At 65.6% G+C, this 17,805-nt stretch carries 17 protein-coding genes and 1 tRNA gene; 4 read left to right on the top strand and 14 right to left on the bottom strand.

Features of this window, described 5'->3' with window-relative positions; genetic code table 11:
- Positions 1-107: 107 nt before the first annotated feature.
- Complete coding sequence (tig, locus tag BLQ76_RS20305) at positions 108-1,466, bottom strand: trigger factor (RefSeq protein ID WP_090676971.1); 1,359 nt, start codon at positions 1,464-1,466, stop codon at positions 108-110.
- Positions 1,467-1,549: 83 nt separating this feature from the next.
- Positions 1,550-1,633, bottom strand: a tRNA-Leu gene (locus tag BLQ76_RS20300).
- A gap of 374 nt (positions 1,634-2,007) precedes the next feature.
- On the opposite strand from BLQ76_RS20300, the gene BLQ76_RS20295 reads away from it, so the two are divergent.
- The 3 genes from BLQ76_RS20295 to trmFO all read left to right on the top strand — a co-directional run bounded on the left by BLQ76_RS20295 (position 2,008) and on the right by trmFO (position 4,812).
- Positions 2,008-2,151 (top strand): DUF1127 domain-containing protein, encoded by a 144-nt coding sequence (locus BLQ76_RS20295; protein ID WP_090676969.1) that lies wholly within the window; start codon positions 2,008-2,010, stop codon positions 2,149-2,151.
- A gap of 233 nt (positions 2,152-2,384) precedes the next feature.
- Positions 2,385-3,350, top strand: a complete 966-nt coding sequence (locus BLQ76_RS20290; RefSeq protein WP_090676968.1) for an NAD-dependent epimerase/dehydratase family protein — start codon at positions 2,385-2,387, stop codon at positions 3,348-3,350.
- A 49-nt stretch (positions 3,351-3,399) separates the two neighbouring features.
- The gene (trmFO, locus tag BLQ76_RS20285; RefSeq protein WP_090676966.1) at positions 3,400-4,812 is read left to right on the top strand and encodes a methylenetetrahydrofolate--tRNA-(uracil(54)-C(5))-methyltransferase (FADH(2)-oxidizing) TrmFO; all 1,413 of its coding nucleotides are present in this window, start codon (positions 3,400-3,402) and stop codon (positions 4,810-4,812) included.
- Here trmFO and BLQ76_RS20280 read toward each other — a convergent pair.
- The 5 genes from BLQ76_RS20280 to yajC form a co-directional block, all read right to left on the bottom strand.
- A complete protein-coding gene (locus BLQ76_RS20280; RefSeq protein WP_090676965.1) occupies positions 4,796-6,568 on the bottom strand; it encodes a DUF4153 domain-containing protein in 1,773 nt (590 codons plus the stop codon). The two genes, trmFO and BLQ76_RS20280, sit on opposite strands and share 17 nt — an antisense overlap.
- On the bottom strand, positions 6,565-7,407 hold the full coding sequence (locus BLQ76_RS20275; RefSeq protein WP_244519753.1) for a phytoene/squalene synthase family protein: 843 nt from the start codon (positions 7,405-7,407) through the stop codon (positions 6,565-6,567). Before BLQ76_RS20275 ends, BLQ76_RS20280 begins: the two co-directional genes overlap by 4 nt.
- Before the next feature lie 4 nt (positions 7,408-7,411).
- On the bottom strand, positions 7,412-7,801 hold the full coding sequence (locus BLQ76_RS20270) for an Mth938-like domain-containing protein (RefSeq protein ID WP_090676964.1): 390 nt from the start codon (positions 7,799-7,801) through the stop codon (positions 7,412-7,414).
- A gap of 6 nt (positions 7,802-7,807) precedes the next feature.
- The gene (gene secD, locus BLQ76_RS20265) at positions 7,808-10,381 is read right to left on the bottom strand and encodes a protein translocase subunit SecD (RefSeq protein WP_090676962.1); all 2,574 of its coding nucleotides are present in this window, start codon (positions 10,379-10,381) and stop codon (positions 7,808-7,810) included.
- A 127-nt stretch (positions 10,382-10,508) separates the two neighbouring features.
- Positions 10,509-10,850 (bottom strand): preprotein translocase subunit YajC, encoded by a 342-nt coding sequence (gene yajC / locus BLQ76_RS20260; protein WP_090676961.1) that lies wholly within the window; start codon positions 10,848-10,850, stop codon positions 10,509-10,511.
- A gap of 135 nt (positions 10,851-10,985) precedes the next feature.
- On the opposite strand from yajC, the gene BLQ76_RS20255 reads away from it, so the two are divergent.
- Positions 10,986-11,852 carry an ATP-binding protein gene (locus BLQ76_RS20255; protein ID WP_183193181.1) on the top strand — a complete coding sequence of 289 codons (867 nt, stop codon included), beginning with the start codon at positions 10,986-10,988 and terminating at the stop codon, positions 11,850-11,852.
- A 57-nt stretch (positions 11,853-11,909) separates the two neighbouring features.
- Here BLQ76_RS20255 and BLQ76_RS20250 read toward each other — a convergent pair whose 3' ends face one another.
- The 7 genes from BLQ76_RS20250 to BLQ76_RS20220 all read right to left on the bottom strand — a co-directional run bounded on the left by BLQ76_RS20250 (position 11,910) and on the right by BLQ76_RS20220 (position 17,616).
- Positions 11,910-13,244, bottom strand: coding sequence for a M23 family metallopeptidase (locus tag BLQ76_RS20250; RefSeq protein ID WP_090676958.1), 1,335 nt, complete (start codon positions 13,242-13,244; stop codon positions 11,910-11,912).
- An 82-nt stretch (positions 13,245-13,326) separates the two neighbouring features.
- Positions 13,327-13,977, bottom strand: a complete 651-nt coding sequence (locus BLQ76_RS20245; protein WP_090676956.1) for a protein-L-isoaspartate(D-aspartate) O-methyltransferase — start codon at positions 13,975-13,977, stop codon at positions 13,327-13,329.
- Between the two features lie 9 nt (positions 13,978-13,986).
- Complete coding sequence (gene surE, locus BLQ76_RS20240) at positions 13,987-14,742, bottom strand: 5'/3'-nucleotidase SurE (RefSeq protein ID WP_090676955.1); 756 nt, start codon at positions 14,740-14,742, stop codon at positions 13,987-13,989.
- Positions 14,742-16,019: a serine--tRNA ligase gene (serS, locus tag BLQ76_RS20235; RefSeq protein ID WP_090676953.1), complete on the bottom strand. Its 1,278-nt coding sequence runs from the start codon at positions 16,017-16,019 to the stop codon at positions 14,742-14,744. Before serS ends, surE begins: the two co-directional genes overlap by 1 nt.
- A gap of 43 nt (positions 16,020-16,062) precedes the next feature.
- The gene (gene tatC / locus BLQ76_RS20230; RefSeq protein ID WP_090676952.1) at positions 16,063-16,875 is read right to left on the bottom strand and encodes a twin-arginine translocase subunit TatC; all 813 of its coding nucleotides are present in this window, start codon (positions 16,873-16,875) and stop codon (positions 16,063-16,065) included.
- Positions 16,872-17,336, bottom strand: a complete 465-nt coding sequence (gene tatB / locus BLQ76_RS20225; RefSeq protein WP_090676951.1) for a Sec-independent protein translocase protein TatB — start codon at positions 17,334-17,336, stop codon at positions 16,872-16,874. The genes tatC and tatB overlap by 4 nt, the downstream gene beginning before the upstream one ends.
- 49 nt (positions 17,337-17,385) lie before the next feature.
- Entirely contained in the window at positions 17,386-17,616 is a 231-nt protein-coding gene (locus BLQ76_RS20220) for a twin-arginine translocase TatA/TatE family subunit (RefSeq protein ID WP_090676949.1), read from the bottom strand.
- Between the last annotated feature and the right edge of the window lie 189 nt (positions 17,617-17,805).

Raw genomic sequence — 17,805 nt, 5'->3', positions numbered from 1 at the left:
TGGCAGCGCAGCATGGCGAAAAGGGGTTGTCCCAGTCGGGCTCCCCCGCTGAAACGAAAAAGGGCCCGGCGTAGCCGAGCCCTTCCATGTTTAAAAGCGTATGACGATCAGGCGGCTACCGCCGTTTCCTCATCGTCTTCCTTCAGGAGCTCTTCCTTGGAGACCGTCTTGTCGGTCACGTCGACCGTCGCGAGCAGATGGTCCACCACCTTCTCCTCGTAGATCGGCGCACGCAGGCTCTGAACCGCTTCCGGCGTCTTGCGGAAGTAGTCGTAAACCTGCTGCTCCTGACCGGGGTACTGACGGACCTGCTCGATCACCGCGCGCTGCAACTCCTCGTCGGAGACGGTCACGCCGGCCTTCTCGCCGATCTCGGACAGGACGAGACCGAGGCGCACACGGCGCTCCGCGAGCTTGCGATACTCCTCGCGAGCCTTCTCCTCGGTGGTGTCCTCATCCTCGAACGACTTGCCGCTGGTCTCGAGCTCGCGCGTGACCTGCGTCCAGATGTTGTTGAACTCGGCGTCCACCAGCTTCTGCGGCAGCTCGAACGCGTAGTCCGCGTCGAGCTGGTCGAGGAGCTGACGCTTCACCTTCTGGCGCGTCGCCTGACCGAACTGCGACTCGATCTGGCCACGCACGATCTCGCGCAGGCGTGCAATCGACTCTAGCCCCATCTTCTTGGCGAGCTCGTCGTCGAGCTCCATCGCATCGGGCGCCGCGACGGCCTTCACGGTGACATCGAACACCGCGTCCTTGCCGGCGAGATGCGAGGCCCCGTAATCCTCAGGGAACTTGACCTCGACCGTCTTCTCGTCACCGGCCTTCACGCCGACGAGCTGGTCCTCGAAGCCGGGAATGAACTGACCGGAACCGAGCACGAGGTTCGAGTCGGTGGCCGTGCCACCCTGGAAAGCCTCGCCGTCGACCTTGCCGACGAAGTCCATCGTCACGCGGTCGCCATTCTCGGCCGCGCCATCCTTCGGCTGGAAGGTGCGCGCGTTCTCGGCGATGCGCTTGACCTGCTCCTCGACCTCGTCCTCGGCGATCTCGACGACCGGACGCTCGATCTTGATATTGCCGGTCTCCTTCAGATCGAAGGTCGGCAGGGTCTCGTAGGCGACGGTGAAGCGGAAATCGCTCTCGCCGCGCAGGACCTTCTCGGCCTCGCCCTCGTCCTCGGTCATCTGGATCTCGGGCTGCATCGCCGAGCGCTCCTTGCGGTCGGCGATCACCGACCGGGGCGTCTCGTTCAGAATCTCGTTGACGATCTCGGCCATCATCGAGCGGCCGTAGGTCTTGCGCATGTGCGCCATCGGGACCTTGCCGGGGCGGAAACCCTTGAGCTGCACCCGGTCCTTCGCCTCGTAGAGGCGGGTCTGCAGCCGCGCCTCAAGGTCCGCAGCCGGCACGACGACCTCGATCTCGCGCTTCAGGCCTTCGGCCTTGGTTTCCGTCACCTGCATCGTCTACCTCGCTTTGACGCCCGGCGCCCTCGCCTTTTCGCGAGCGCCGGGGCGGTCTCGTGTTCTCGTTGTCTACCGGAGTGTGGTGCGGGTGGAGGGACTCGAACCCCCACGCTTTCGGCGCCAGAACCTAAATCTGGTGCGTCTACCAATTCCGCCACACCCGCACGGCAGCCGCGAACGCTTTGGTCGCGCGGCGCGCCTCTATAGCATTGGTGTCCCAGGCGTCAAAGTTGAAAGCGGGGCCCCGCGTCATCTATATCGCGCAACCCACAACCCTGCCCCGCTATGCGTGGTGTGTCGAGCTACCCTATCTGCTGGCCTGTGCAGTAGCCCATCGCAAGCCTTAGCCCGTCCAGCGAAACGCATACCTGCAAAGGGCTCGACGACGCATGCTGCGATGCACAAACCGCATTGCTGCCATGCGAGGCTGGTTCTGGTGGAGCCCATGCCATGCGCCTAGCTTCTAGCCAACGACGAACCGAACGGGTTCGCCTCCGGTTTCAAACGATTCGATCATTGGTCCAGCTCGGGGTCTGTGATGAACATTCTTCGCTCCTACAGCAGCTGGCGGCGCTACCGCGAGACCTGCAGCGAGTTGGGACGGCTGTCCCATCGTGAACTCTCGGACCTTGGCATCGACCGGGCCGAGATCCCGCAGATCGCTCGTCGAGCGACCCGCTGACCCATTCGCAAGGGCCCAACCTCCTCCCAACGGGCCCGAGCGACCAGAGCCTGCGAACCCTCCTCCCATCGCAGGCTTCCAAACAGCACCCGCCGGTCCTCCCCCGGCGGGTGTTGTCGTTTCCAGGGTCCGCCGAGGCGAACGGCGCGGTCCATGAGGACGAGACGACTTGCCAGTGTGCGCTGCAGCACCTAAGCCCCGACGCGGCGACTTCAGCTCATGAGGAATGATGCATGACCAGTGCGGTCGTTTTCGGAGGGGCCGGCTTCATCGGAACCCATCTCCTTCGTGACCTGAAGGCGCGCGGCTACGACCCGCTCGTCAGTGTGGACATCGCAGCCCCGAAGCAGCCGGTCGATGGCGTCGAATACCGGCTTCACGACCTGACGCAGCCGCTCCACGCGGCCGCGTATCCGCGCTTCGACGAGGCCTACAATCTCGCTGCCGTGCACCGCACACCCGGGCACGAGCCGCACGAATACTATCTCGCCAACGTCGGAGGCGCGACGAATGTCGTCCGCTTCTGCCGCGAGGCCGGGATCGAGCGCATCGTCTTCACGTCCTCGATCGCGGTGTACGGTCCCGGCGAGGATCTCAAGGACGAAACGACCACCCCGACGCCGACGTCGGACTACGGCCGATCGAAGCTCCTGGCGGAAGGCGTGCATCGCGAGTGGCAGGCGGCGGAAACCGGGCGGCGCCTCGTGATCGTCCGGCCGGCGGTGGTCTTCGGCGCAGGCGAAGGCGGTAACTACACACGTCTTGCCCAGGCCCTTCGACGGGGCATCTTCGTTTATCCGGGCCGACGCGACACGATCAAAAGCGGCGGTTATGTCGGCGAGTTGGTGCGCACGATGCGCTTCGCGCTCGACCGCGACGAGCCCGTCATCCTCTATAACTTCTGCTATCCCGACGCCTACACGATCGAGGACATCTGCCGGACGTTCGAGTCGGTCGCCGGCTTCAAGCCGCCGCGCGCGCTCGTACCGCTTGCCGCGATGAACGCGGCCGCCCTGCCGTTCGAGGTTCTGAACAAGGTCGGCTTGCGCAACGGGATCGACCGCGAGCGCATCGCAAAGCTCGTGTTCTCCACCCGGATCCATCCCGGTTGGCTGACCGAGAGCGGCTACCGGTTCCAGTCCGATCTGCGCAGCGCCTTGACGGACTGGCGCGAACAGTCGGCGGGCAGCTTCCTGTAAGCCGGCCTCCGCGCTTTCGCCCGACGCTGGCGACTGATAAAATGATGGGATGACCCAGACACCCATCCATATCATCGGCGGCGGCCTCGCCGGTTCCGAGGCCGCATGGCAGATCGCGCAGGCGGGCGTTCCCGTCGTGCTCCACGAGATGCGCGGGACGCGCGGGACCGACGCCCACAAGACCGATCATCTGGCCGAACTCGTCTGCTCGAACTCATTCCGCTCCGACGATGCGCAGTCGAATGCGGTCGGCGTGCTACATGCCGAGATGCGTCTTGCCGGCTCGCTGATCATGCGCTGCGCCGATGCCCATCAGGTTCCGGCGGGCGGCGCGCTGGCGGTGGACCGGGACGGGTTCGCCGAACGCGTGACGGCGGAGATCGACGCGCATCCGTTGATCGAGGTGCGTCGTGAAGAGATCGGTGGCTTGCCGCCGGCCGAATGGGGTCCGACGATCGTGGCCACCGGTCCTCTGACGGCACCGGCGCTCGCGGAGGCGATCCGTTCGCAGACCGGCTCGGATGCCCTCGCCTTCTTCGACGCGATCGCGCCGATCGTTCACTTCGACACGATCGACATGACGAAGGCTTGGTTCCAGTCGCGCTACGACAAGGTCGGTCCGGGCGGCACGGGCAAGGACTATGTCAACTGCCCCATGAGCCGGGAACAGTACGAGGGTTTCATCGCCGCCCTTTTGGCTGGCGAGAAGACCGAGTTCCGCGAATGGGAAGGCACGCCCTACTTCGACGGCTGCCTCCCGATCGAGGTCATGGCCGAGCGCGGACCCGAGACGCTGCGCTGGGGGCCCATGAAGCCGATGGGTCTGACCAACGCTCATGACCCGGCTACCAAACCCCATGCCGTCGTGCAGCTGCGTCAGGACAATGCGCTGGGCACGCTCTACAACATGGTCGGCTTTCAAACGAAGCTGCGCTACGCCGATCAGGTGCGCGTCTTCCGGACCATTCCGGGACTGGAGAACGCGGAGTTCGCCCGGCTCGGCGGCCTCCATCGCAACACCTATCTCAACTCGCCGACGCTGCTCGACGCAACGCTTCGCCTGAAGAGCCGCCCTGCGCTACGTTTTGCCGGGCAGATCACCGGTTGCGAAGGCTATGTCGAGTCCGCCTCGGTCGGGCTCATGGCCGGACGCTTCGCCGCAGCCGAGGCCCTGGGTCAGACCGCCTCACCCCCTCCGCCCACGACGGCGATGGGCGCCCTTCTCGCTCACATCACGGGCGGTCACCTCACCAGCGAGGAAGAAGGCGGGAAGCGCTCGTTTCAACCGATGAACGTCAACTTCGGCTTGTTTCCGCCGGTCGAGGTCCCGCGGGAGGCGGGAAAGCGGCTGCGCGGCAAGGAGAAGACGGTCGCCAAAAAGCATGCGCTCTCGGCCCGTGCTCTCGCCGACTGTCGGTCGTGGCTCGGTCTTGGAGCCGTCGACGCTATCGCGGCGGAGTAGGCGTGAGCCATTCGGCTTCGTTCCATAGGTACGTCGCCGACAGGACGACAAGCCGGTCATCCGATTGCAGCTCCGCTTGGTCGACCTGGATCCGCAAACGGCGACCCACAACGGTCGTCAAATCCACAACGACCGGCAGTGATGTCGCGATCGTCGCGTTATCCGCCCACGGCACAAGGGCCAGAAGCGGGCCGAGCTCGACGGCATCGGTGACGGTGCCGACCCGAACGCTCAGCTGCGAGGGCGCAGTCGCGGTCAACTGGACGTCGAATGGGGCGGACGGACGGCGCGTCTCTCCGGCCCGCAACGACGCGGCGGTGTCATAGCCGCGGAGGTCGAGAGGCTCGCCGGTCCGAGCGACGAAGTATTGAATGGGTGCCGTTTGCGACGCCGCCGGCGCGAAGCCGAGAATGGCAACGACCGCACCGACGTCGAGGTCTGACCGGGACCACACAGGGTCGGTTTGGCGTTCGTCCGGGAGCAGCGTGGACACCTGCCGCAGCGTTCCGACGCTCGCCAAGGCGTTCAAACGGGAGCGGACCGCGTCCGCCACCTCATCGGGGACCGGCGTTCGCGAGCCGCTCGCCTTGAGATCCTCCCGGATCAGTTGAAGTTGGCTGTGCGTGACGACGGCCGCGACGCCCCAAGGTCCGAACGTCGACAGGAGCAATAGGATGAGGGGGATGGCGGATAGAACGCGGATATCCCCGCGCCATCGGGGTATCGCCTGCGCCAGCAGCATCAGCGTTCCCGCCAACCACCAGAGGCCGAGGAAGTAGCGGCTATCGGTGACGCCCTGGCTTGCGACGCGCAGCCACAGCGCACAGCCGAGGAGCGCAAGCGGGACGACGAGAAGCCAAGCCCACGCGCGGCGAAAGACACGAGCGGGGGCAGCTTCCTCCGCGTCAAAGGGATCGATGGCCAGGCGAAGCGCGAAAACCGCCAGCAGGTAGACCGACACGATCCAGCCGACCTGGCCTCTCGGAACCTCGCCGGTCACCAGAATGCGTCCGGCATACAGGTGGATCACCACGGCCGCCGCCAGAACAAGCGGTGCCAGCACCCAATCCGTGAGCGGCCGAACCGTACGGGCGAACCGATCCTGCGGGTTGAACGCGATGTCGGGACCGCCGGTGTGCGGCACCCGGCCCAACGCGACCAGCGGCCCGACCCATGTGATGGCGGCGACCCATACGGCGGACTCGACGCGATAGAAGCGCGGAACGTCCAACAGATATTCGAGCATCTGAAGGATCGCATACACGCCGATCGAAAAGACCAGGACGGCCAAAAAGGCGAGTGCGATCCCGGCCGTGGTCCAGAGCACGAAACTCCAGTAGTCGGCCGCCGTACCCCGTCCGGCCATCCCGAGCACCGGCACCGCCCCAACGCATGTGGCGATCAGAATCGGCCCGTAGAGCGCGAACGGTTCCGCGATCCAAAGCGCGCATCCGGCCACCGCGGCGCAGGCCGCCGCGACCAGTGAACGCCCCACCGCGCCTGCCCATCGCCCTTCCACCAGAAGATGGCCGGCCAGCGAGGCGGCCGCCGCACCGCTCAAAACCGCCAGAAGGCGGGCGGTCGGCACGGCAGCAGGCGTTGCGCTGAGTTCTTCGATGACGGCAAGCAGCCCGAAAGCGGTGATCAGAAGCGTCGTGATCGGAAAGCGAGCGGTCGCTTGCTGCAAAGCCCGCACCGACGCGCGTGCGAGGTTGGCGATACGTCCCGTGCCTGCGCCACGCAGCGCTGCGGTCAACCGCGCATGCTCCGCCAGTAGAACCAGAGACGGTCGACCGGACCGACAGGGCCCGATGCACCACCCTGCAACTTGGCGAGATGCCGGGCCGTGAGCAAGGCCGGCAGGAAGGCCGGACGGAACTGACGTGGCACGGACTGCAACTGCCTCCGAGCCTTTTCGAGGTGATCGGACGCCATCGCCATCATCGCCGCCTCCGCTCGCTTCGCAGCAACGCCACCCTCGAGCCAACCGGCCGGATCGGTCCCCGCCGCTTCCAGCAGGTCAAGTGGCACGAAGACCTGGTTGCGACGACGGTGCAGCGGTGCCAGTCGCAGGACGCCGACCGCGAGCTGGGCGACGCCGGCGTGCCCAGCTGCTTCCGTAACGCGGTGAGCGTCGTCCCGGCCGAGAATCATCGACGACAGAACGATTAGCGTCGATGCGGTGTGTCCGGCATAGGCCTCGAAATCCACGACCGAGGGCATCGGGTCATCATAGAGATCGAAGATGCGCGCTTCCAGGAACCGATCAAAGGCGTCGACCGGAAGATCGTGCTGCCGGATCGTCTCGACGAGCGCGGCTGCCACCGGAGATCCCTGCCCCGGATTCTCGGAGCCTCTTTCGGCCTCGATGCGATCGCGCCACCACTGCAACCGGATCTCGCCGGGCAACGGTTGGCTGACATGATCGCGGACGCGCGCCGTTTCGAGATTGAAGGCATAGAGCGCGTTGAGCGCGTCCCGTCGGTCCGCCGGCGCAAAGCCGACCGATACCGCCCGGTCCGGATCGCCGTCCGCCACAAGCCGCGCACACTCCGCGAAGCCGTCCAGCGCAACGGCATGACCAGCGGAACTCACGGGCTCAGTCCACCGCGATCAGGGCAGCGCCGACCGGCCGCCCCTCGGCCAGCATGATGTTGTAGGTCCGCACGGCTGCACCGGTCGACATCGGATCGACCGAAATGCCGGCCGAACGGAACCGGTCCGTCAGCGCCGCAGGCAGGCGACGAATGTCCCGACCGGTTCCGTAGAGAAAAAACCGGATCTCGTCGCGTTCCTCGAAGACCTTCAGGAGACGCTCGCCGCCGAACGCAGCCTCCGCGGTCGCGTCCCAACCCCAGATGCCGGACGGCAGACACAGCACGGAGCCGCGATGCGACATGTCGGCAAATCGGAAACCGCCCGACCCGTAAGCGTCGATCGGTGCGCGACGCGGGTAATGCGCCTCGCGGATGACCTGTTCGCTGGCCATACCCGATCAGACCTTGCCGGCCGTCGCGCCACCCGATGGCGGGGCCGCCGCCCCCTCGTCCGCGGTACCGCCCTTGATGCTGTCGGGCCGCAGCCGGAAGTAGATAAGGACCGGCGCCGCGATGAAGATCGACGAGTAGACGCCGACCAGGACGCCCACGAGCATCGGCGCGACGAAGACCCGGATAACGTCCCCGCCGAAGCCGTAGAGCGCGACCAGCGCCAGCACGAGCGTGACGGCCGTCAGCATCGTGCGGGATAGCGTCTCGTTCAATGACAGGTCGATGATGTCCGAGATCGGCATCTTCTTGTACTTGCGGAGGTTCTCGCGGATGCGATCGAACACGACCACGGTGTCGTTCAACGAGTAGCCGACGATCGTCAGCAGCGCTGCGATGGTCGATAGGTTGAACTCCAGTTGCGAGACGACAAGGAATCCCATCGCCATCGCTACGTCATGCGCGGTCGCCAGCAACGCACCAATCGCGAAGTGCCATTCGAAGCGAAGCCAGACGTAGACGGCAATGGCAAGCATCGCCGCTCCGACACCGAAGATCGCGGCCCAAGCGAGCTCGCCGGACACGGTCGGACCGACCACCTCGACGCGTTGGAAATCGTAGTCCTGAGCCAAGGCGCCACGAACGGCGTTGACGCTGGCCTGAGGGGTGGTCGCATCCTGTGGCTGCACCGCGAAGCGAATCAGAACGTCGCGTGGGCTGCCGAACTCCTGAACCTGGATGTCGCCCTCGACGATCGGCGACAGGTCGTCGCGGATCTTCCCGACATCCGCCGCCTCGCCCTTGGCGCGCAGTTCGAGAACGGTGCCGCCCGTGAAGTCGATACCGAAGTTAAGGCCGCCGACGAAGACGCTGGCAATGGCCAGAATCGACAGGCTCAGCGTTGTGGCGAAGGCCCATTTGCGGATCGCCATGAACCGGATCTTCGTTCCATGCGGAATGAAGTTGTAGCCGCGCGGCACCTCCTTCGGACGGCGACGGCGAACCCAGAAGGCCACCATCCAGCGCGTCAGGGTCAGCGCGGTGAAGATCGTCGTGAAGATGCCGAGCGCCAGCGTCACGGCGAAGCCGCGCACGGGACCGGAACCCAGGAAGAAGAGAACGGCAGCCGCGATCAGCGTCGTGATGTTCGCGTCCATGATCGTGCCGAGGGCCTTGTGGAAGCCAGCGTCGATCGACTGGACGACGGACCGACCCTGTCGCCGCTCTTCCAGGATGCGCTCGTAGATCAGAACGTTGGAGTCGACCGCCATGCCCATGGTGAGCACGATGCCGGCGATACCGGGAAGCGTCAGCGTCGAACCGAGAACCGACAGGACCGCCACGAGAAGAATGACGTTCACAATCAACGCGATGTTCGCGATGATGCCGAGGAACCCGTAGGCGATCAGCATGAAGGCGATCACGAAGACGCCGCCGATGATGCCGGCGTTCTGGCCGGCGGCGATCGAGTCCGCGCCGAGGCCGGGACCGACCGTCCGCTCCTCGATGATATCGAGTGTCGCGGGCAAGGCACCGGCACGAAGCAGCACCGCCAGATCGTTGGCGGTTTGGACCGTGAAGTTGCCGGAGATCTGAGCCTGCCCACCGAGGATGGGCTCGCGGATATTGGGAGCGGACAGGACCTTGTCGTCGAGAACGATCGCGAAGGGCCGGTTCACGTTGTCGCGTGTCACCTGTCCGAAGCGCTGGGCACCGACGGAGTTGAAGCGGATGTTGACCACCGGCTGATTGGTCTGCTGGTCGAACCCTGCCTGCGCGTCGGTCAGGTTGTCGCCGGCGATCATCACCTGGCGCTGCACCAGGATCGGAGCGGGCGGGTTGTCGGTGGTCTGCAGCAACTCGGATCCGGCCGGTGCCGGTTGCTGACCGGCCGCAACGGCCTGTGCGGAGTTGTTGACGTCCACCAAGCGGAAGGTCAGGCGAGCGGTCTGATTCAGAAGATTCTTGAGGCGATCGGGATCCTGCAAGCCCGGCACCTGCACCATGATGCGATCAAGGCCCTGGCGCTGGATCACCGGCTCGGTGGTGCCAAGCTCGTCGACGCGGCGGCGCACGACCTCGATCGACTGCGATACCGCCGTGGACAGCCGGTAGTTGATGCCGGCGTCGGTCAGCGTCAGCCGGTAGGTGTTCGGCTGGATCTCGGCGAGTTCCGTCTCCGTCACGGAGCCGCCCGCCAGGAGGCTGGTGGAGATCGGGGACGTCAGGCCCTGCAGCGCGGTGCGCGCCGCGTCGCCCTGCGTCGGATCGCGAAGCGTGAACTGAACGCCGCCATTCTGCTCGGTGACGCTGTTGAAGCCGACATTCGCGCCACGCAGACTGACCTGCACGTCGTCGCGGAGGCTTTGTAGTCGATCGTTGACGAGCGAGGCGCGATCGACCTCCAGCAGGACGTAGGATCCGCCCTGAAGGTCGAGACCCAACGTCATCGGCCGATCGGGCAGGAAACCGGGAAGACTGGCGCGCTGGCTCTCGGTCAGAACATTCGGCAGCGCGAACAGGATACCCGCCAGGACGGCCAGCCAGATGAGAATGGTCTTCCAGCGCGCGAAATACAGCATCGGTATCCTGAACGTCGAACGGGATCCCAGGCGCCGCGGCACCGAGATCCCCTTTGAATGCCTCTCGGCAAAGAGCGGCCAGTCCGGCTACGACGCCGGACCCAGGCCAGTTGCGCGCCGCTTGCGGCTATTTCGTGTTGGCCGCGGTAGGTTCGCCCTTCACGCGGACGTCGGCGACCATGCCCTGGAGCACCCGGATCTTGGTCTGCTCGGAAATCTGAACTTCGAGTTCGCCGTTGTCCATCACCTTCGTGACCTTCGCCACGATGCCGCCGCCGGTGATGATCGTGTCGCCGCGACGGATATTCTTGAGCATCTCGTCACGCCGCTTGGCAGCGGCACGCTGCGGACGAATGATCAGGAAGTACATGATCGCGAAGACGGCGATGAACGGCAGGACGCTGATCAGAATGCTCTCCGGCCCTCCCGCAGCGGTGCCGGTCTGGGCGAAAGCCGGGGTGACGAACATTCAGATTTCCTCGCGAAACAACGGCGGACGGCCAAAAAGGGCCTGTCCAAGTCGCGCGAAATATACGAACGGTCGCCCCGAATGCAACACAAGTCCGTCCGGATCGCCTCACGATCGGGCGAAGCGGATCGGGACATGGACACACACATCCTCTCGGCTCTGGAACGCATCGCCAGTGCGCTGGAGCGACTGGCGCCGCCGGTCCCTGCCCCACTCGACCTGTCGGTTGCGGATTGCTTCGTCTTCGCACCGCCCGCGGGACTGACGCCGGTGCCGCGCGTCAATCGTGTGCCCGTCGCGCTTCTCAAGGGGATCGACCGTGCGCGCGACATCCTGCTCGAGAACACGCGTCGTTTCGCCAAGGGTCTTCCAGCCAACAATGCGCTCCTATGGGGCGCGCGCGGCATGGGGAAGTCCTCGCTGGTGAAAGCCGCACAGCACACGGTCAACACGGAGCGCGACGCGGGCACGCCGGCGCTGAAGCTGATCGAGATCCACCGCGAGGATATCGACTCCCTGCCCGAACTCATGGGGAAGCTGAGGGAAGCGCCGTTTCCGATCCTTCTGTTCTGCGACGACCTCTCGTTCGATCATGACGACACGTCCTACAAGTCGCTGAAGGCCGCGCTGGATGGCGGCGTCGAAGGACGGCCCGACAACGTCCTGTTCTACGCCACGTCGAACCGGCGACATCTCCTGCCGCGGGACATGATGGAGAACGAGCGCTCGACGGCGATCAACCCGGGCGAGGCCGTCGAGGAAAAGGTGTCTCTGTCCGACCGGTTCGGCCTGTGGCTCGGCTTCCACAAATGTTCGCAGGACGAGTATCTCGCGATGGTGGACGGCTATCTCGCCGCCGCCGGCATCGAGACCGAGCCGGACGCGGTCCGTGGGGAAGCGCTGGAATGGTCGACGACGCGCGGCAGCCGCTCGGGCCGCGTCGCGTTTCAGTTCGTCCAGGATCTGGCAGGGCGCCTTGGACGGCGGGTCGATATCGCCTGACGCATGACAGGGGCCCGGCGTCGCCGGGCCCCTGTCGGATACGCGTCTCGAATGGTCCTACTGGAGGTAGGTCATCGGATTGACCGGCGACGAGTCCTTGCGCACCTCGAAGTGCAGCATCGGCGTCTCGGTATCGCCGGTCATGCCGGCCTTCGCGATCTCCTGACCACGCTTCACGGTCGCGCCGCGCTGCACGAGGATGTCGTCGGCGTGGCCGTAGACCGTGACGAGGCCGTTGTCGTGCTTCACGAGAACGGTCTTGCCGAACTCCTTCAAGCCGTCGCCGGCATAGATCACGACACCGTTCTCCGCGGCCTTGACCGGCGTGCCGCGCGGCACGGAGATATTGAGGCCCTCGTTGCGGCGAGAGCCGACCTTGTCGCCGAAGTTCTTCACGACGCGTCCCTGAACCGGCCAGCGGAACTGGTCGATACCGGTCGAGGCCGGAGCGAGCGAGGCGACCTCGCGGGTTTCCTCCTTCTCGACGGTCGTGGCCGGTGCGGCCGGAGCCGAGGCGACGCTCGTCGCTGCAACGGGAGCCGCCGCAGCCGGTGCGGCCGCCATGGCAGGCGCCGGCTCGGTGGGCTTGCTGACCGGCGTTTCCGTCTTGGCGGTCTTGTGCGGCGTATTGGCGACGGGAACCGGCGTGGTCGCTGCGGCAGCAGGCGCTGCAGCGCTGCGAACAGGTGCCGAGCGAGGCACCGCGATCGCTGCCGCCTGGGCCTGCAGGGTCGTGGGAGGCGCGCCGAGCGAGGCGACACGCGTGTTGGCGGCCGGTGCGCTGTTGGCGGCCGTTGCCTGCCCGCTCGCCCCGTTCGGCAGGCGTAGAACCTGACCGATACGGATGTTGTCGTCGCTCAGATTGTTGGCGGCGCGCAGGTCCGCCGCCCGGACGCCGGCGCGGCGGGCAATGCCGAGAACCGAGTCGCCCGACGTGACGGTCCACATGCCGCCGGCTCCCGTCGCACCCCGCGACGGGCTGTCCATGGCTTGCGCAGCTTGCGTCTGTCCAATCTCGCGGCTGGCGATCGGTGCGTTCGACGTCGGTGCGGCGGATGGCGCCATCGGCGCGTAGGTCGAGCCGCCCCCGTTGTACGACGCCGCCGGCGGAGGCGGCAGCGACGAGCGCGTGACCGGGGGCGTCGCCGCCGCATAGGTCTGCGAGGTTCCGGTCGTTCCCATGCCCATCGAGGCGTTGGGCTGCGCAACGGGCGCCGCCGCGACCTGGTTCGGGACCGAAGCCTTCGGGATCGCCCCCGTATAGAACCCGTCCTGCAGACGCGTCGCGTCCGCACTGCAGCCCGCCAGAGCCGCCACTGTCACGAGAGCCGCGGACCGGACCAGCCGAAGCCTCGTGATTCTCACCTTGTCCGCACGCATCGCAGTCCCCATGCCGACGCCCCTATCCTGAGCCGCATTAGAGCGCGTTAATGTTACCCGTGGGTTAAGCGAGACTGGCTTTGGTGGCAGGAGCTTAAAGAAAGCTCGCGACGCCGCTCTCGAGCGGTTGCAGCCGCGCGGGAAAGACGACGTCCTCCTCGAAGCGCGAACCGAACTTCTGAAACCGCGTGATGCGCTGCTCCCCTTCGGCCGGACCGATGGCGGCCATCAGGATCCCGTGGGATGCGAGTTGATCGAGCAAGGACCGGGGAACCGTCTCGAACGATCCATGCACGACGATCCGATCGAACGGTCCCATCTCGGCGTAACCGTTTCGCCCGTCCTCCTGGACGAACGTCGTGTTGGTCAGCGCCGTCGCCTTCAGGCGATCCGACGCGGCCGCGACCAGCGACTTGTATCGCTCCAGCGTCGTGACATGCAGACCGAGGCGTGCAAGGAGCGCCGTCACGTAGCCGCTGCCCGTACCGATTTCGAGGATGCGGCTTTCGGGTTGGACCTTGAGCGCCGCAACGAGGCGGATCGCATGGCGTGCGCTCGGCATGGTCTGTCCACATGCGATCGGAACCGCGTGATCCTCATAGGGGTCGGCAATCTCGTCGGGCATGAAGCGGCGACGCGGAATGGCTTCCACCGCCGCCATCAGACGTCCTGCCACGCCCTCGACGGAACGCAGCGTCATCAGGAACGAGGCCAGTCGTTCGCGGTCGCCTTGGCTGTTCGGCATCGGCTGCGACTACCGGAGCGTCGCGCGCAGCGATTCGAGCAGATCGTGGTGGGTCAGATCGAGCTGCAGCGGCGTGACCGAAATCGCGCCGGCGCGTAAAGCCTCCATATCCGACCCGTCCATCCGCTCGCCCGCCTGGCGGCCGAACTTCAGCCAGTAGTAGGGGAAGCCGCGTCCGTCCTGCCGCTCCTCGATACCGAGCGCATAGTCGAGCTTGCCCTGGCGCGTCACCTCGAGGCCAGTGACCGCATCCGGATCGACCGCAGGGAAGTTCACGTTCAGAAGCGATCCGCGCGGCAGGTTCGCATCCAGAAGACGACGAATGGTCGGGGCGCCGTGCAGCTCGGCCACTTTCCAGGTCGCTTCGCGATCCTGACCCGGTAGGAAGGCCTGGCTGAGGGCGATCGAGCGCAAACCGAGCATCGTGCCCTCGATCGCGCCGGCAACCGTACCCGAGTAGGTGACGTCGTCGCAGATGTTCTGGCCGGCGTTCACACCCGACAACACCAGATCCGGCGGCTCGGGCATCAGGCGCTTCACGGCCATGATCACGCAATCGGTCGGCGTGCCGGTCACGGCGAACCGCCGCTCGCCTTCCTGCCGCACGCGCAGCGGCGACGATAGCGTCAGCGAGTGCGAAAGCCCGCTCTGATCGGTTTCCGGCGCGACGGTCCAGACCTCGTCGGACAGCTCCGCCGCGATGCGCTCCAGCACCTTCAGCCCGTGCGCATGGATGCCGTCGTCGTTGGTCAGGAGGATCCGCATCAGCCGATCCTCTCCAGACCGTTCATGTAGGGCCGCAGGACATCCGGCACGGTGACCGATCCATCTGCGTTCTGATAGTTCTCGACCACGGCGATGAGGGCTCGCCCAACGGCGGTTCCCGAGCCGTTCAGCGTGTTGACGAAGCGGGGCGCCTGCTTCTCGCCGGCCGGACGATAGCGCGCGTTCATGCGGCGCGCCTGGAAGTCACCGCAGACCGAGCAGGAGGAAATCTCACGGAACGCGTCCTGTCCGGGAAGCCAGACCTCGATGTCGTAGGTTTTTCGGGATGCAAAACCCATATCGCCCGTGCAGAGAACGACGGTTCGGAAATGAAGGCCGAGCCGCTCCAGAACCGTTTCGGCCGCGCGCGTCATACGCTCGTGTTCTTCCAGCGCCGTCTCCGCTGTCGTGACGGAGACGAGTTCGGCCTTATAGAACTGGTGTTGGCGCAGCATGCCTCGCGTGTCGCGCCCGGCTGAACCCGCTTCGGAACGGAACGACGGCGTCAGCGCGGTGAAACGCAGAGGCAGCTTCGCCTCCTCCGTGATCTCCTCACGGACGAGATTGGTCAGCGAGATCTCGGCAGTCGGGATCAGCCAGCGTCCGTCGGTCGTCTGGAACAGATCCTCGGCGAACTTCGGCAGATTGCCCGTACCAAAGGCCGCGTCCTCTCGCACGAGAAGAGGCGGAGACACCTCCTCGTAGCCGAACTCGCGCGTATGGATGTCGATCATGAACTGACCGAGGGCGCGCTCGAGGCGCGCCATCGCGCCACGCAGCACCGTGAAGCGCGACCCGGCGATCTTGGCGGCCCGATCGAAGTCCATCAGGCCGAGCGCTTCGCCGATCTCGAAGTGCTCCTTCGGCTTGAAATCGAAGCTCGGCTTCGTGCCGACCCGGCGTACCTCGACGTTATCGGTCTCATCGGCGCCAACCGGCACCTCGTCGAAGGGAATGTTCGGGACAGCCGCAAGGAAGATCGCGATTCGGGCGTCGAGGTCGCGCTCGCGGGCCTCGCCGTCTTGGATACGGGATTTCAGATCGGCGACCCGCGCCATGACCTCGTCGGCCTTGGCGGCATCACCGGAGGCCTTGGCGCGACCGATCTCCTTGGAGGCGTCGTTGCGCTGGCTCTGGAGGTCCTGGAGCGACTTCAGATGCGAGCGTCGCTCTTCATCGAGACGAAGGAGCGCCTCCGCACGCACGGTCGAGTTGCGCTGGCCCATCGCCTCATCGAAGCGTTGAGCGTTCTCGCGTATCCATTTGAGATCCAGCATGCTTCCCCAGTCCGCATCTGGCGGCCGTGGGAAGGCGGCACCTCTAGTCGGCGCTCGCCTCGGTCTGCGCCAGCCGCTCGGCCCGCTTCTTCTCGATGATCCGGGCCACGATGATCGAGACCTCGTAGAGAAGGATCGCCGGGATCGCAAGACCGATCTGGGACAGCGGATCGGGCGGAGTGAGGACGGCTGCGACGATGAACGACAGGACGATCGCCCACTTGCGCTTTCCAGCCAGCGAGTCCGCAGTGACCATGCCGGTCCGCACGAGGAGCGAGCAGATCACCGGCAGCTGGAACACGAGGCCGAACGACACGATCAGCGTCATGATCAGCGACAGGTATTCCGACACCCGCGGCAGTAGCAGGATCGCGGCGTCGGTGCCCTCGCCCGGCTGCTGCATCGAGAGGAAGAACCACATCACCATGGGGGTGAAGAAGTAGTAGACGAGCAGCGCGCCCAGCAGGAATAGGAGAGGCGTCGCGACAAGGAACGGGAGGAAGGCTTCCCGCTCGTCGCGATAGAGACCGGGCGCCACGAACTTGTAGACCTGGATGGCGATCAGCGGAAAGGCCAGAAAGAAGCCACCAAACGCCGCCACCTTCACCTGCGTGAAGAAATACTCCTGCGGCGCGGTGTAGATCAGCTCGACGCTGGCCGGATCGAGACCGGCCCAGGACGAGGCGATCTGATATGGGACGACCAGGACGTTGAAGATCTGCTTGGCGAAGAAGAAGCAGATCAGGAACATGCCGAAGAAGCCGAGGATCGCCCAGATCAGTCGGCGACGCAGTTCGATCAGATGCTCGATGAGCGGCGCGGAAGACGCTTCGATCTCGGACTCGGATCGGCTCACGTGTTGCTCCTGCTGCCACCGCCCTGCGGCGTCTCGGCCGGCAACGGATGACCGCTGCCGTTCATGTGGATGGGTTTGGAATCGGCCGCATCAGCCGGCTCGGGCGACGGCATCGGTGCCGCCGCCGCATCCGGGCGCGCCACGGTCGGTTCGGGCGCGACCGTGGCGGCCTTGAGAGAAGACCGGATCTCGTCGCCGACGGCACGGATCGGGTTCATTGCCTTGCGAATGTCCTCGCGCGGGTCGAGCGACTTCACGTCGTTGACCGTGTTGCGCAGTTCATCCATCTCCGCTTCGCGCAGGGCGTCGTCGAACTGGCGCCGGAAGTCGCCAGCCATGCGTCGCATCTGCCCGGTTACACGGCCGAAGGTCCGCAACATGCGTGGCAGGTCCTTGGGACCCACCACAACGATCATCACGACGGCAATGACCAGAAGCTCTAGCCCACCGATATCGAACATAATTGACGCCTCCTGCCGGCTCCGACGTCCAACGGCGTCTGCGGATCAATCAGATCCGGGTCTTCTCGACGGTGGTGTCGTGAGCCAGCGGGTCCACCTTGCCGCTTTCGAGCGAGCGACGCTCCTGCGCGGCGGTCGTCTCGTCGTCGGCCATGCCCTTCTTGAAGTTCTTGATGCCCTTGGCGACGTCGCCCATCAGCTCCGGAATCTTGCCGCGGCCGAACAGCAGCAGCACGACGGCCAGAACGATGAGCCAATGCCAGATGCTGAAGCTACCCATCTCATGCCTCCGTTGCGTCCCGCATGCGAGTCGCGGGCCAGAAAACCTGTCGTTCGTGCCTTCAAACACGAAAACATTCGCAGGATCAACGGATAGCGCCCCATCCATGACCCGGTGCCGCGCGTTCGCGGTCACCTTTCCGTTGCCATGAGTTACCAGACAAGCAGGGAGGTCGGCGGCACGAGCGCG

The sequence above is a fragment of the Aureimonas jatrophae genome (assembly GCF_900104035.1).
GTDB lineage: Bacteria > Pseudomonadota > Alphaproteobacteria > Rhizobiales > Rhizobiaceae > Aureimonas > Aureimonas jatrophae.
The sequence above is the reverse complement of the archived record's forward strand: the minus strand, read 5'-3'. Positions and strand labels throughout refer to the sequence as shown.

What these genes read in the sequence shown, in the direction of transcription:
- serS (WP_090676953.1), bottom strand. Translation starts at nt 16,019, where the DNA reads ATGCTGGATCTCAAATGGATACGCGAGAACGCTCAACGCTTCGATGAG.
- BLQ76_RS20220 (WP_090676949.1), bottom strand. Translation starts at nt 17,616, where the DNA reads ATGGGTAGCTTCAGCATCTGGCATTGGCTCATCGTTCTGGCCGTCGTG.
- BLQ76_RS20295 (WP_090676969.1), top strand. Translation starts at nt 2,008, where the DNA reads ATGAACATTCTTCGCTCCTACAGCAGCTGGCGGCGCTACCGCGAGACC.
- BLQ76_RS20245 (WP_090676956.1), bottom strand. Translation starts at nt 13,977, where the DNA reads ATGCCGAACAGCCAAGGCGACCGCGAACGACTGGCCTCGTTCCTGATG.
- tatB (WP_090676951.1), bottom strand. Translation starts at nt 17,336, where the DNA reads ATGTTCGATATCGGTGGGCTAGAGCTTCTGGTCATTGCCGTCGTGATG.
- BLQ76_RS20255 (WP_183193181.1), top strand. Translation starts at nt 10,986, where the DNA reads ATGGACACACACATCCTCTCGGCTCTGGAACGCATCGCCAGTGCGCTG.
- BLQ76_RS20270 (WP_090676964.1), bottom strand. Translation starts at nt 7,801, where the DNA reads ATGGCCAGCGAACAGGTCATCCGCGAGGCGCATTACCCGCGTCGCGCA.
- trmFO (WP_090676966.1), top strand. Translation starts at nt 3,400, where the DNA reads ATGACCCAGACACCCATCCATATCATCGGCGGCGGCCTCGCCGGTTCC.
- BLQ76_RS20290 (WP_090676968.1), top strand. Translation starts at nt 2,385, where the DNA reads ATGACCAGTGCGGTCGTTTTCGGAGGGGCCGGCTTCATCGGAACCCAT.
- BLQ76_RS20250 (WP_090676958.1), bottom strand. Translation starts at nt 13,244, where the DNA reads ATGGGGACTGCGATGCGTGCGGACAAGGTGAGAATCACGAGGCTTCGG.
- secD (WP_090676962.1), bottom strand. Translation starts at nt 10,381, where the DNA reads ATGCTGTATTTCGCGCGCTGGAAGACCATTCTCATCTGGCTGGCCGTC.
- surE (WP_090676955.1), bottom strand. Translation starts at nt 14,742, where the DNA reads ATGCGGATCCTCCTGACCAACGACGACGGCATCCATGCGCACGGGCTG.
- yajC (WP_090676961.1), bottom strand. Translation starts at nt 10,850, where the DNA reads ATGTTCGTCACCCCGGCTTTCGCCCAGACCGGCACCGCTGCGGGAGGG.
- tig (WP_090676971.1), bottom strand. Translation starts at nt 1,466, where the DNA reads ATGCAGGTGACGGAAACCAAGGCCGAAGGCCTGAAGCGCGAGATCGAG.